The sequence below is a fragment of the Streptomyces sp. NPDC031379 genome, from assembly GCF_055569615.1.
Map to the genome: position 1 here is coordinate 221,438 of NZ_JBVIIT010000005.1, position 11,854 is coordinate 233,291.

The 11,854-nt window shown below is 74.0% G+C and carries 14 protein-coding genes; 6 read left to right on the forward strand and 8 right to left on the reverse strand.

Going from position 1 to position 11,854, the window contains the following annotated elements:
• Positions 1-67: 67 nt before the first annotated feature.
• Positions 68-1,012, forward strand: coding sequence for a LysR family transcriptional regulator (locus ACZ5CW_RS09500; RefSeq protein ID WP_468599712.1), 945 nt, complete (start codon positions 68-70; stop codon positions 1,010-1,012).
• A gap of 21 nt (positions 1,013-1,033) precedes the next feature.
• Here ACZ5CW_RS09500 and ACZ5CW_RS09505 read toward each other — a convergent pair whose 3' ends face one another.
• Both ACZ5CW_RS09505 and ACZ5CW_RS09510 read right to left on the reverse strand, forming a co-directional pair.
• Positions 1,034-1,579 (reverse strand): GNAT family N-acetyltransferase, encoded by a 546-nt coding sequence (locus tag ACZ5CW_RS09505; RefSeq protein WP_468599713.1) that lies wholly within the window; start codon positions 1,577-1,579, stop codon positions 1,034-1,036.
• 2 nt (positions 1,580-1,581) lie between these two features.
• Positions 1,582-2,181 (reverse strand): HD domain-containing protein, encoded by a 600-nt coding sequence (locus ACZ5CW_RS09510; protein WP_468599714.1) that lies wholly within the window; start codon positions 2,179-2,181, stop codon positions 1,582-1,584.
• Positions 2,182-2,420: 239 nt separating this feature from the next.
• Here ACZ5CW_RS09510 and ACZ5CW_RS09515 point away from each other — a divergent pair, with 239 nt between their 5' ends.
• Positions 2,421-2,777, forward strand: coding sequence for a cupin domain-containing protein (locus ACZ5CW_RS09515; protein ID WP_468599715.1), 357 nt, complete (start codon positions 2,421-2,423; stop codon positions 2,775-2,777).
• A 244-nt stretch (positions 2,778-3,021) separates the two neighbouring features.
• Here ACZ5CW_RS09515 and ACZ5CW_RS09520 read toward each other — a convergent pair whose 3' ends face one another.
• From ACZ5CW_RS09520 to ACZ5CW_RS09545, 6 genes are all read right to left on the reverse strand, one after another.
• Positions 3,022-3,837, reverse strand: a complete 816-nt coding sequence (locus ACZ5CW_RS09520; RefSeq protein ID WP_468599716.1) for a class I SAM-dependent methyltransferase — start codon at positions 3,835-3,837, stop codon at positions 3,022-3,024.
• 88 nt (positions 3,838-3,925) lie between these two features.
• Positions 3,926-4,900 carry a D-cysteine desulfhydrase family protein gene (locus ACZ5CW_RS09525; protein ID WP_468599717.1) on the reverse strand — a complete coding sequence of 325 codons (975 nt, stop codon included), beginning with the start codon at positions 4,898-4,900 and terminating at the stop codon, positions 3,926-3,928.
• A gap of 125 nt (positions 4,901-5,025) precedes the next feature.
• A complete protein-coding gene (locus ACZ5CW_RS09530) occupies positions 5,026-5,859 on the reverse strand; it encodes a class II glutamine amidotransferase (RefSeq protein WP_468599718.1) in 834 nt (277 codons plus the stop codon).
• Between the two features lie 89 nt (positions 5,860-5,948).
• On the reverse strand, positions 5,949-6,305 hold the full coding sequence (locus tag ACZ5CW_RS09535) for a carboxymuconolactone decarboxylase family protein (RefSeq protein ID WP_468599719.1): 357 nt from the start codon (positions 6,303-6,305) through the stop codon (positions 5,949-5,951).
• Positions 6,306-6,539: 234 nt separating this feature from the next.
• Positions 6,540-7,895 carry a VWA domain-containing protein gene (locus ACZ5CW_RS09540; protein WP_468599720.1) on the reverse strand — a complete coding sequence of 452 codons (1,356 nt, stop codon included), beginning with the start codon at positions 7,893-7,895 and terminating at the stop codon, positions 6,540-6,542.
• Positions 7,892-8,749 (reverse strand): AAA family ATPase, encoded by an 858-nt coding sequence (locus tag ACZ5CW_RS09545; RefSeq protein ID WP_468599721.1) that lies wholly within the window; start codon positions 8,747-8,749, stop codon positions 7,892-7,894. Before ACZ5CW_RS09545 ends, ACZ5CW_RS09540 begins: the two co-directional genes overlap by 4 nt.
• A gap of 160 nt (positions 8,750-8,909) precedes the next feature.
• Here ACZ5CW_RS09545 and ACZ5CW_RS09550 point away from each other — a divergent pair, with 160 nt between their 5' ends.
• From ACZ5CW_RS09550 to ACZ5CW_RS09565, 4 genes are all read left to right on the forward strand, one after another.
• Positions 8,910-9,482: a TetR/AcrR family transcriptional regulator gene (locus tag ACZ5CW_RS09550; protein WP_468599722.1), complete on the forward strand. Its 573-nt coding sequence runs from the start codon at positions 8,910-8,912 to the stop codon at positions 9,480-9,482.
• Between the two features lie 79 nt (positions 9,483-9,561).
• A complete protein-coding gene (locus ACZ5CW_RS09555; RefSeq protein ID WP_468599723.1) occupies positions 9,562-10,242 on the forward strand; it encodes an ABC transporter permease in 681 nt (226 codons plus the stop codon).
• Complete coding sequence (locus ACZ5CW_RS09560; protein ID WP_468599724.1) at positions 10,239-10,910, forward strand: ABC transporter permease; 672 nt, start codon at positions 10,239-10,241, stop codon at positions 10,908-10,910. The genes ACZ5CW_RS09555 and ACZ5CW_RS09560 overlap by 4 nt, the downstream gene beginning before the upstream one ends.
• Entirely contained in the window at positions 10,907-11,848 is a 942-nt protein-coding gene (locus ACZ5CW_RS09565) for an ABC transporter substrate-binding protein (RefSeq protein ID WP_468599725.1), read from the forward strand. Before ACZ5CW_RS09560 ends, ACZ5CW_RS09565 begins: the two co-directional genes overlap by 4 nt.
• The last annotated feature ends 6 nt before the right edge of the window (positions 11,849-11,854 follow it).

The following is an 11,854-nucleotide window of genomic DNA, read 5'->3' on the forward strand; positions in this document are numbered from 1 at the left end:
AAAGAACGTAGGCGAAGCGACCCATAGGCATCCAATGAAGCATCGAATGGCTGACATTGGTTCCCCTATGGGTCCTGGGGAATATCCGCCGGTGATACTCGGACGCGTGGACACCGCTTCCCTCGACCTCAACCTGCTGCGTACCTTCCTCGCGGTGTACCGCTCCGGCTCCTTCACCGGTGCCGCCCGCCTGCTGGGCCTGTCCCAGCCGACGGTGACGACGCAGATGCGCGCGCTGGAGCGGCAGACCGGCCGGGAGCTGTTCGAACGGCTGCCGCGCGGCGTCGCGCCGACCCCGGTGGCCGACGAACTCGCCGCCCGGATCGCCGCGCCCCTGGACGAACTGGCCCTCGTCGCCGGACCCACGCCACCGGCCGGCGCCCGCGCCGAGCCCGTCCATCTGGCCGGCCCGGCGGAACTGCTGTGCACCACCGTCCTGCCGGCCCTCGCCCCGCTGGTCGCCGAGGGCGTACGGCTGCGTGTGTCGACGGGACTGACCGATCCGCTGCTGGAGGAGCTGCGTGCGGGCCGGCACGATCTGGTGATCGCCACCCTCCGCCCCCGGGGCCGCGCGCTGCACGCCGTTCCGCTCACGGACGAGGAGTTCGTCCTGGTCGCCGCGCCGGTCTGGGCCGAGCGGCTGGGAGACCGGCCGGCCGCCGAGGGACCTGCGGCCCTGCACGGCGTCCCGCTGATCACCTACGCCGAGGATCTGCCGATCGCCCGCCGCTACTGGCGCCACGTCTTCGGCCGGCGTCTGTCCCGCACGGCCGCCATGACCGTGCCGGACCTGCGCGGAGTGCTCGCTGCCGTCGCCGCGGGCGCCGGTTTCAGCGTGCTGCCCCGCTATCTGTGCCAGGACCTGCTGGCGTCCGGCGCGCTGGTGGCGCTGCTGGAGCCGGAGGACCCGCCGATCAACACCGGCTTCCTCGTCCAGCGCCCCGGCGCCTTCGACAACCCGGACGTGGCCCGGGTCCGCGCGCTCCTGCTCCGGTCGGCCCGCACCTGGTAGCCGACCTGGCGCCGCCGCCGCTCAGCCCGTCCACTCCGGTGCCAGTACCGACCAGATCTCCTCGTCGTGCCGTTCGCCCCGGTACAGGTAACTCTCGCGCAGGACGGCCTCTTTGCGCATGCCGAGCCGTCGGGCGACGGCGATGCTGGGCGCGTTGCCCACCGACACCCACCACTCCACGCGGTGGATGCCCCGCTCCCGGATCGCCCAGTCGATCAGCACCCGCGCGGCGCGGGTCACCAGGCCCCGGCCCACCGCGGCCGGCTCCAGCCAGCAGCCTGCCTCCGCAGTGCCCTGCACCGGGTCGAACCGGCGCAGGATGACCGCCCCGACCAGCGTGCCGTCGAGCCGGATCGCCCGGATGAGGCCCGCGTCGGCCGCCTCCTTGTCGGCGTACGCCCGCAGGAACGCCCGGGCCGCCGCCGCGTCCGTGACCACGTCCGGCAGCCCGTTGAACCGCCCGATGAACTCCCGCCCGCGGTCCACGTGGGCGAGGAACTCCTCGGCCTGCCAGGGCTGGAGGGGACACAGCTCGGCGCCGTCGTCACCGAGGGAGGTCGCGTACATGGTCACCTTCGGGTCAGGGGATGGGACATCTGGTACGCCAGCCTACGGTCGGCGCCTTCCCCGATGGCCGTGAGGACCTCGTCCAGCTCCATGAACCACTCCCACGCCGGCCGCCCGTCGGCACCGGCCAGCCGGGCCACCACCAGGTCCTCCAGCTCCGGGACCCGCTTGTTCTTCCAGACCTTGTCGGCGAGGCTCACCAGCAGGTCCTCCACACCGGTCCCGGGGGCCGTCCAGGACGCGTGGCCGCCGGCGAACCGGGCGAGGTCGGCGCTCACCCCGCACGCCAGCAGCAACTCCCGGCCCGCCGCCTCGTGCCGGGCACCGGGACCGGACAGCTCGGCCGGGTGCACGGTCTTGCCGATGTCGTGCGTGGCGGCACCGAACAGCACCGCCTCCGCGTCGAACCCCAGGTCCGGACAGTGCCGGCGCACCCACTCCACGAGCTGCGCCGCGACCTCGTGCACCGCCCTGAGATGGGCCACCAGCCGTGGCGGGGCCCCGACTTGCTCCAGCAGCAGGGCGGCCCGCGGGGGCAGGGGCCGTAGCGGCGGATCGCCGGTGTCTCCCGCCGCGATCGACGCCGTGTCGGTGGTTGTCACCGTGTCAGGGTAGGCGCGGACCCGCGGAACGTTCAGGGGTTCCGCAGGCCCGACCGGCCTGCCGGTAGGGGCCGGTGGCCCTGACATCGTTGTCCCGACGGTCCGAATGGCGACCCCGGGGCGCGGGAACCACGATGGAGGCGTGGGGTACGGCCGCCGCGGCGCCGGTGCCGTCGGAGGCCCCGGCGGTGGAGGCCGGCCCCCGGCCGCGGTCAGCGGCTGGAAGGGAGGACACCGTCATGCTGGAAGTGAAGACGGTCGACAAGCCGGACGAACGGCGCGACTTCCCCCGCGGCCACCTCGAGGCTCTCCACCTGACCGGGCTCGACTTCGCGGTGGGTACCTTCGAACCGGGCTGGCGTTGGTCGGAGTCCGTGGCCCCGATCGCGGGCACCGAGAGCTGCATGGTGCACCACAACGGATATGTGATGCAGGGACGGATGCATCTACGGATGGACGACGGCGGGGAGGGCGAGGTCGGCCCCGGCGACGTCTTCGTGTGCCCGCCCGGCCACGATGCCTGGGTGGTCGGCGACGAGCAGGTCGTGGTCTTCGACTTCGCCGGCACCATGGCGAAGGAGTACGCGAAGGGTTAGCCGCCGAGCGGCGGACCGGACCGTCCGCGTCGCAGAGCCGGGCCGCACGGTGTGCGGCCCGGCGGCGTGGGGCGGGACGGCTCCGTGGGCGGCTCGGTGGCTCCCGTGCACTCGGCGGCGCAGGAGCGGAGCGGGTGTGGACTCAGCGGCGTAGAGCGGGTGTCGAGTCAGCGGCACGGGGCCCGTGAGGAGCCGGCGGCACGGGGGTGCGTGCGGAGCCGGCGGCTCGGTGGCGCATGGGGAGTCACCGGCGCGGAGAGAGTGGGCGGTGTCCGCGGACGGCCCAGGCGCGGGCCGTGAGGGTGATGCCGCCGTCCGGGGCGACGGGGAGGCTCGCGGCGAGAGCGTCCCGGAGCCGGGCGCGGGCGGCCGGCGCGAGCGCGGCGGCATAGCCGGGCGCCGGCCCCTGACCGGCCAGGAACGGCTCCCACAGGTCGGCGAACGAGGCGAAGGCGGTGGGCACTTCCAGGGCGGTCGTCGCCACGTCGGTGAGCCCCGCGCCGGCCCACACACCGCGCAGCGCCTCCGGATGGCACAGGGCGAACCGCCGCCCCTCGTCCCGGGCGGCCGAGGCCGGGTCGAGGGCGGTCGCCGCGTCCCAGAACCGTCGCAGGAACTGCATTCCCTCCGCGTAATCCCATACGTATGCGGCGACCAGGCCGCCCGGGCGGACGGCGCGGGCCATGCCCGCCACCGCGGCGACGGGCTCCGGGAGGAAGTTCAGGACCAGCCCGGCGACCGCCGCGTCGTAGGCGGCGTCCCGCACCGGCAGGGCCGTCGCGTCGGCCACCGCGAACCACGCCGTGCCCGCCGGCACCGAGGCACGGGCCGCCGCCACGTACGAGGGTGACCGGTCGACACCGAGCAGCAGGCCGGGGCCGCACCGCGTGGCCAGCTCCGCCGACAGCGCACCGGTCCCGCACCCCACGTCCAGCCAGCGCAGCCCGCGGCCGGTGCCCAGCCAGGGCACGAACCGCTCGGCCACCAGCCGGCTCCAGCGGCCCATGTACCGCTCGTAGGCGGCGCCCGCCGTCCAGTGGTCGTACCGGTGTCGCTCCATTCCTGAACGATGCACACGGCTCCTCTCCGCGCGCCACAACGGCGCGACGCCGGCGGCCGGCGTGCCGCGGCCGGGTGTGCGGGCCCCGTCAGAACGGGAAGGCCGTCGCCCCCTCCTCCGCGAACGCGACGGTGTCCGCGTGGCCGAACAGGCCGGGCAGGCCGCCGGTGTGCACGAAGACGGTCTTCTCGCCCGGCCGGACGGCACCGTCGTGGACGGCGGCGCGGAGCCCGGCCAGGGCCCGGCCCGTGTAGACCGGGTCGAGGACCAGGCCCTCGGTGCGGGCGGCGAGCCGGAGGGCTTCGCGCACCGGGCCGGTCAGCGCCGCGTACCCGTCGCCCACCTGGTCCCGGCGCACCCGCAGTCCCTCCGCCGTGACCTCCGCCTCCGTGAGCGGCGCCGCGAACTCCGCCACCGCCGCGACCGGGTCGGCCAGCGCGCCCACGTCGACGCCGAGGACCGCCCCGGCGCCCAGGGCCGCGACCAGCCCGGCCATCGTGCCGCCCGAGCCGAGCGCGACCACCGCCGTCCGCAGGTCCGGCACCTGCTCGCGCAGCTCCTCGCCGCAGCGCACATAGCCCCGGGCGCCCAGGGCGCTGGAACCGCCGAACGGGATCAGCGCGGGACGCGCACCGCCCGCCCGCAGCCCGGCGCACACCTCGGCCGCCGCCGCGTCCAGCCCCGCCCGGTCCACCTCGCCCGCCCAGGCGAGCCTGGCCCCGAGCAGTCCGTCCAGGGCGAGGTTCCCGGACCGCGAGACGCCCGGCGAGCCGCGCAGCACGAGGACGACGTCCACTCCGAGACGGGCGCCGGCGGCGGCGGTCAGCCGGGCGTGGTTGCTCTGCGGGGCGCCGGTCGTCACGAGTGTGTCCGCGCCCTCGGCGAGGGCCGCGCCCGCCGTCCACTCCAGCTTGCGGATCTTGTTCCCGCCGCCGCCCAGCCCGGTCAGGTCGTCCCGCTTGATCCACAGGTCCTGCGGTCCGAGGCCGAGGGCGGCGGCGAGCCGGGGCGCGGGTTCGACGGGAGTGGGGAAGGTGCCGAGTTGCACGGGCGGGTGACTCATGGGGTACGTCCTCGTCAGCGGGCGGTCGGGCGACCAGTCGACCACGGCGGGCGGAACCGCGTCACACCCGCGTCGGCGTCACATCCGTGTCGGCCGCGCGACCGCCGCTTCGCGAGGGGAGGACGTCATACCTCCACCGGCCGGAACTCGCGCAGACGATCGTCGCCGGCCCGGATGACGCCGTAACTGTTCTCCGGAACCTCGTTCCAGGCGCCGGGCAGGTCCCCGAGGGGTTCCGACACGACCAGGCGGGTCTCGTCACTGACGTCCCGCAGGAACCCGACGTCGGGGTGGAGCGCGCGCAGAGCGCTCACCCTGGTGCTGTAGTACAGCGATCGCGGCGTGTCCCGGCTGGCGTACCGGAACGCCCACAGTGCCTCGCCGTCGGCCACCGCGATCGTCATCTGGAGGGGTCCGGGCGAGCCGTGCTCACGCCCGACGCGCTCGACCAGGCCCGTCATACGGGCGACGGCGCCGGGAGGATCGTCGTCGAGGCCGAAGGTGAGGGCCAGATAGAACATCAGCTCCGAATCCGTGGATCCCTCGATCGACAGGAAGAGGGCCGGGTCGACGGCGAGGACGAGATCGCGGCGGAGTTCGTGGAACCGGTCGATCGAGCCGTTGTGCATCCACATCCAGCGGTCGTGGCGGAAGGGATGACAGTTCGTCTGCTGCACGGCCGTCCCGGTGGAGGCACGGACGTGGGCGAAGAACAGCGACGAGCGGACGTGACCGGCGATCTCCCGCAGGTTGCGGTTGCTCCAGGCCGGTCCGATGTCGTGGAACACGGCCGGTGTCGGGACGTGCTCCTCGTACCAGCCGATGCCGAAGCCGTCCCCGTTGGTCGTCTCCACGCCCATGCGCGCGTGCAGGCTCTGGTCGATCAGCGAGTGTCGCGGCCGGTACAGGACCTCCTCGAGCACGATGGAGGTCCCTGAGTAGGCGAGCCATCTGCACATGGTTCACGCACCTGTTCGGGATTGCCCGCGAGGGGGCGGCCCCCCTTCCACGTCCGCCCCCTCGGAGCCGGCTCGGCCCGTCTGTCGGCTCAGGCTCCCTCCCGGCCCCGGGACCCCGCCTCCGCCATGGCCTCCGCCTCCGTCTCGGCCAGGGCGATCGCCACGCCGAAGGCCTGGGCGATGTGACCGGCGGCCGACATCACGCGGGCCGTGCCGACGACGGGGGCGATCGCGACGAGGACGTCCTGCAACTGCTCCACCGTCAGTTCGGCCTTGATCGCGGGGGTGACGTGGGCGAGATAGGAGATCGCCGGTGCGTCCATGGCCACGAGGGCGGCGATGCGGGTGAGGATGAGCGTGTGCTCGTCCATGCCGCATCGGTCGATCGAGTCCATGGTCATGGCGGCGAGCGTGTCGAGAACGGGAGCGTCGGATGTGGTGGCCATGTCCGGACCGCCTTCCGGTGTGTGCCTGCTGCTGTGCGCTCACCGTAGGACGCCGGCGGGTGTGATGTGCTCACCCGCCGGGGGTGAGGCGGGCCGGCACCCGGCCCGGCGAAGACGGCGTCACCCGGGGACGACGCCCGGCGGCCGTGGCCCACCGGGTTCACCCGACCCACTGGCTCACCCGGCCCACGACCGGTGACCTCACCTGCGGCGGGTGAGAACCGGGAGCCGGAATCACTGGTACGGCAGGAGCCGCTCGGCCAGCGCGCTGAGCTGCCGGGCCGTGCGGCACTCGTGCATCTCGACCAGCTCGGCGTAGGCGGGCGCGGCCGAGTCGCCGGTGCCCCACCGGTCGCGCGACTCGGGGTTCAGCCAGTACACGCGGCGGGCCCGGCGGGCGACGTCCCGTACGGCGGGCAGGTTGGGGTCGCTCATGTTCGTCCGGGCGTCCCCGAGGACGAACACCGTCGTGCGCGGCCCGACCGCCTCGCCGTACCGCTCGGCGAACTCGCCCAGCGCCACGCCGTAGTCGCTGCTGCCGTGCCAGCCGGTGAGCGCGGCTTCGGCGCGGATGCGGGCGCCGAGCCCGTCGGGGTCGGCGCGGCCGTGGCCGAGCAGACCGGTCACCTCGTCGAGCCGGTTGACGAAGGCGAACACACGGACCTTGCTGAACTGGTCGTGCAGGGCCTGCACCAGCAGCATCGTGAAGTCGGAGAAGCCGGACACCGAGCCGGACACATCGCACAGCAGCACCAGTTCGGGGCGGACCGGGCGGCGCCGGCGCAGCACCGGCCGCATCGGCACGCCGCCCGTGGACAGCGAGGAGCGCAGGGTGCGGCGCAGGTCGATCGTGCCGCGCGCGGCTCGCCGGCGCCGCGCGGCGAGCCGGGTGGCCAGCTTGCGGGCGAGCGGCTGGACCGCCCTGCGCAGCTCGGCCAGCTGGTCGCGGTGGGCGAACAGGAAGTCCACCCGGTCGGCGGTCGGCCGGACGCCGCGCCGCGCGATCTCGTCCCGGCCCCGCCGCTCGGCGACCCGGCGCCGTGCCTCGGCCCCGACCATCCGCCGGAACTCCTCGATCCGGTGGCGGATCTCGTCGTCCAGCAACCGGTCCGCGAACCCCGCGCCGCTCCCGTTCCGGCCCCGGACGTCGGCCCGTACGCGGGCCAGCAGGGTCTGCGGGCGCAGCCGATCGAGCGTCTGGTACGCCGACCAGCCGTCCGACTCCGGCGAACTCCCGTACCCGCCCAGGCCGTCGACCGCCTCCGCCGCCAGCCGGGCCATCAGCGCCCGGTCGTCGGCGGCCAGCGCCTCGGCGAGCCGGTCGCGCAGGGTCTCGCGGTCCGCGGGGTCGCCGTCCGGGCCGCCGACCCCGCGCGGGAAGTACAGGTCGAAGAGCGGGTCGAACACGGTCCGGCCGGCCGGGCCGTGCAGCAGGGTCGCGGCCAGGCCCTCGCGCAGCAGGTCCCGGTCCGCGAGCCCCAGCGCCTCCACCGCGCGCGCCGCGTCGACGGTCTCCCCGGTGCCGATCCGTACCCCGTGGGTGCGCAGCGCCCCTACGAGGCCGGTGATCCGCTCGGCGACATCGGTCACAGCGCGTCCAGGTCGAGCTTCGCGGCCGCCTTCGCGATGTCGTCCTGATGCTTGAGGATCACCCCGAGACTGTCCCGTACGACCGTCTCGTCCAGGGTGTCGGCGCCCAGGGCCAGCAGGGTGCGCGCCCAGTCGACGGTCTCGGCGACGGACGGCGCCTTGCGCAGGTCCATCGCGCGCAGCGCCCCGACCACCCGGACCACCGACGCGGTCAGCGCCTCGCCGAGGCCCGGCACCTGCAGCCGTACGATCCGCCGCTCCAGTTCCTCCTCCGGGAAACCGATGTGCAGGAACAGGCAGCGGCGGCGCAGCGCCTCGGACAGTTCCCGGCCGGCGTTGGAGGTGAGGACGACGAACGGACGGCGGGTCGCGGTGACCGTGCCCAGCTCCGGGACCGTGATCTGGAAGTCGCTGAGCACCTCCAGCAGCAGCCCCTCCATCTCGACGTCGGCCTTGTCGGTCTCGTCGATCAGCAGGACCGTCGGTTCGTCCCCGCGGATGGCGGTGAGCAGCGGGCGGGGGAGGAGGAACTCCTCGCTGAAGATGTCGGTGCGGGTCTCGTCCCAGCTCTCGTCGCGGCCCGCGCTGATCCGCAGCAGCTGCTTGGCGTGGTTCCACTCGTACAGCGCCCGGGACTCGTCCACGCCCTCGTAGCACTGGAGCCGGACCAGCCGGGCCCCGGCGACCTGGGCGACCGCCTTGGCCAGCTCGGTCTTGCCGACCCCGGCGGGGCCCTCCACCAGCAGCGGCTTGCCCAGCCGGGCGGCGAGGAAGACGGTCGTGGCGACGGCGGGCGAGGCGAGATAGCCGGTCTCGGCGAGGCGGGCGGAGACGTCGTCGACGGACGTGAACAACGGGGCCTCCGGCGGGGTCGGGGAGCGGGTCCATGCTGCCACCGACTATCTAAGCGCTTGTTCAGCGCCGCTGTCACGTGGATTCGGTGGAGGCGGCGCGGGCGCCGAGGGATATACACCGATCGGTTTCCTTTCGTCCGTGGCGCGGTAACCTCGCCCCATGGCCTCCACAGACAAGGCGTCCCCGCGCGACCGGCTGCTCGACGCCGCGGCCCGGCTCTCCTACCGCGACGGCGTGTCCATCGGCGTCGAGGCGCTGTGCCGGGAGGCGGGTGTCTCCAAGCGGTCGATGTACCAGCTCTTCGACAGCAAGGACGAGATGCTGGCCGCGAGCCTGCAGCGGCGGATCCCGGGGTACCAGGCCCGGTTCACCCACCCCGACCGGGAGGCCGCGACCCCCCGCGAGCGCATCCTGTACGTCTTCGAACAGCTGGAGAAGGGCTCCGCGGACCCCGGCTACCACGGCTGCCCCTATCTGGCGGTGCTGGTCGAGCTGAAGGACCCCGGGCACCCGGCGAGCGCGGTCGCCCGCGGCGTCAAGGACGACCTGACGAAGTCCTTCCGGGCGGAGGCGGAGCGGGGCGGCGCCCGGGACCCCGAGCTGCTCGCCCGCCAGCTCGTACTCGTCTTCGACGGCGCCAGCGCCCGCGCCGGCGCCGCGGTGGAGCGCCTGGACGACGGGCTCGCCACGGCGACCGTGACCGCCCTGCTGGACGCGGCCGGGGTGAAGTGACACCCCCCGGATCCGCACCGACCCCCGTACGGGTCACCACAACGCGCCGACCGGCTCGCCCGCCCGGTGCAATGGAGCCGTGACCGCGCCCCCGGACGACTGCCTCGCGCGCAACGAGTGGATCTGCGGCGCCTATCTGAGCACCCGCCGCCAGATCCTGCTCGACTCGGTCCTCCAGCACCTCCAGCTGACCTCGCTGTCGGTCCTCATCGGCCTGGTCGTCGCCGTTCCGCTCGCGGTGCTCGCCCGGCGCCGGGGCTGGGCGGCCGGCCCGGTCCTCGCCGTCACGACGATCCTCTACACCGTCCCGTCCCTCGCGATGTTCTCCCTGCTCCTGCCCCTCTACGGCCTCTCGGCCGGCCTCGTCGTCGCCGGTCTCGTGCTGTACTCGCTGACCCTGCTCGTCCGGAACATCCTCGCGGGCCTGCGTGCCGTCCCGGAGGAGACCCGGCAGGCCGCACGCGGCCTCGGCTACGGCCCCGTCCGCCTCCTGCTCGCCGTCGAACTGCCCCTCGCCCTGCCCGCCGCGATGGCCGGACTGCGCATCGCGACCGTCTCGGCCGTATCCCTCGTCACGGTCGGCGCGATCGTCGGCTTCGGCGGCCTCGGGAACCTCATCTACGCGGGCATGAACACCTACTTCAAGGCCCAGGTGCTCACCGCGTCCGTGCTGTGCGTGCTGATCGCCGTCGCCGCCGACCTGCTCCTGCTGGGCCTGCAGTGGCTGATCACGCCGTGGGCGAGGGCGACCCGCGCATGAGCACCCTCACCGCGACCTGGGACTGGCTCACCGACCCCGCGCACTGGTCCGGCGAGGACGGCGTGCGGCACCGGCTGCTCCAGCACCTGGTGCTCACCGTCGTCTGTCTGCTCATCAGCTGCCTGATCGCCCTGCCCGTCGCCCTGGTCCTCGGCCATCTCGGCAAGGGCGGCGCGCTCGCCGTCAACATCTCCAACGTCGGCCGGGCCGTCCCCACCTTCGCCGTCCTGGTCCTGCTGCTCCTGACCCCGGTCGGCAGGTGGGGAGAGGGGCCCACGGTGGTCGCCCTGGTGCTGTTCGCCGTACCACCGCTGCTCACCAACGCCTACGTCGGCATGCGCGAGGTCGACCGGAGCGTCGTCCAGGCGGCACGGGGCATGGGGATGACCGGCCGGCAGATGCTGTTCCGCGTGGAACTGCCCCTCGCGTTCCCCATGGTCATGAACGGAGTGAGGATCGCCGCCGTCCAGCTCGTCGCGACCGCCACCATCGCCGCGCTCGCGGGCGGCGGCGGCCTCGGCCGGATCATCACGGCCGGCTTCAACCTCGCCAGCACACCCCAGGTGGTCGCCGGGGCGCTGCTCGTCGCGGTGCTCGCACTCCTCGTCGAGGGCGCCTTCGAGATCGCCGAACGGCTGGCACCGGTGTGGGCCAGGGGCGGCCGGTGAACGGCCGCACCGTCCCGGCGGCCGCCCTGCTGCTCACCGTCACCGCCTGCTCCACCGGCCCCTCCCTCGAGAACCGCGGCCAGGTCACCGCACCGCCCGGCGACAGCCGCCACCTGACCATCGGCTCGGCGGGCTTCACCGAGAGCGATCTGCTCGCCCAGATGTACGCCCAGCTCCTCGACCGGGCCGGCTACCGGACCTCGCTGCTCACGGTCGCCAACCGGGAGCTGTACGAACCGGCCCTGGAATCCGGTCAGATCGACGTCGTGCCCGAGTACGCGGCCACCTTCGCCGACTGGCTGAACGCCAAGACCCACGGAGCCGACGCGCCCCCGGTCGGCTCGCCCGACCTCGACGCCACGATGAAGGCCCTGCGGGCTCTCGCCACGCCCCGCGGCCTCACCGTCCTCCCGCCCGGCCGGGCGGTCGACCAGAACGCCTTCGCGGTGAGCGCGGCCTATGCCCGCCGGCACCATCTCAAGACCCTCAGCGACCTCGGCGCCGCCAGACTGCCGGTACGGCTCGCGGCGGGCGACGAGTGCGTGCAACGGCCGTACTGCGCACCGGGGCTGAAGAAGGTGTACGGCATCGACGTCACCGGGGTCGATCCCAAGGGCGTCGGCACCACGCAGGCCAAGCGGGCCGTGCAGGACGGCCGGGACCAGATGGTGCTGACCACCACCACGGACGCCACGCTCGGCGAGTTCGGCCTGGTCCTGCTCGCCGACGACAAGCATCTGCAGAACGCCGACTACGTCGTCCCGGTCGTCAACCGCTCCCGTGCGGGCAGCACCGGCGTGGGGAAGGCGCTGGGCAAGCTCAACACCGTCCTCACGACGAGGGATCTGGCGGAGATGAACCAGCAGGTCGACAGCTGGCGCCGGCTGCCCGCCGACGTGGCGCGCGCCTACCTGCGGCGCGAGGGCCTGCTGGGGTGAGCCGCG

Excerpts from the sequence above, each read along its gene's own strand:
- ACZ5CW_RS09500 (WP_468599712.1), top strand. The coding sequence starts at position 68 with ATGGGTCCTGGGGAATATCCGCCGGTGATACTCGGACGCGTGGACACC.
- ACZ5CW_RS09505 (WP_468599713.1), bottom strand. The coding sequence starts at position 1,579 with ATGTACGCGACCTCCCTCGGTGACGACGGCGCCGAGCTGTGTCCCCTC.
- ACZ5CW_RS09515 (WP_468599715.1), top strand. The coding sequence starts at position 2,421 with ATGCTGGAAGTGAAGACGGTCGACAAGCCGGACGAACGGCGCGACTTC.
- ACZ5CW_RS09520 (WP_468599716.1), bottom strand. The coding sequence starts at position 3,837 with ATGGAGCGACACCGGTACGACCACTGGACGGCGGGCGCCGCCTACGAG.
- ACZ5CW_RS09525 (WP_468599717.1), bottom strand. The coding sequence starts at position 4,900 with ATGAGTCACCCGCCCGTGCAACTCGGCACCTTCCCCACTCCCGTCGAA.
- ACZ5CW_RS09530 (WP_468599718.1), bottom strand. The coding sequence starts at position 5,859 with ATGTGCAGATGGCTCGCCTACTCAGGGACCTCCATCGTGCTCGAGGAG.
- ACZ5CW_RS09535 (WP_468599719.1), bottom strand. The coding sequence starts at position 6,305 with ATGGCCACCACATCCGACGCTCCCGTTCTCGACACGCTCGCCGCCATG.
- ACZ5CW_RS09550 (WP_468599722.1), top strand. The coding sequence starts at position 8,910 with ATGGCCTCCACAGACAAGGCGTCCCCGCGCGACCGGCTGCTCGACGCC.
- ACZ5CW_RS09560 (WP_468599724.1), top strand. The coding sequence starts at position 10,239 with ATGAGCACCCTCACCGCGACCTGGGACTGGCTCACCGACCCCGCGCAC.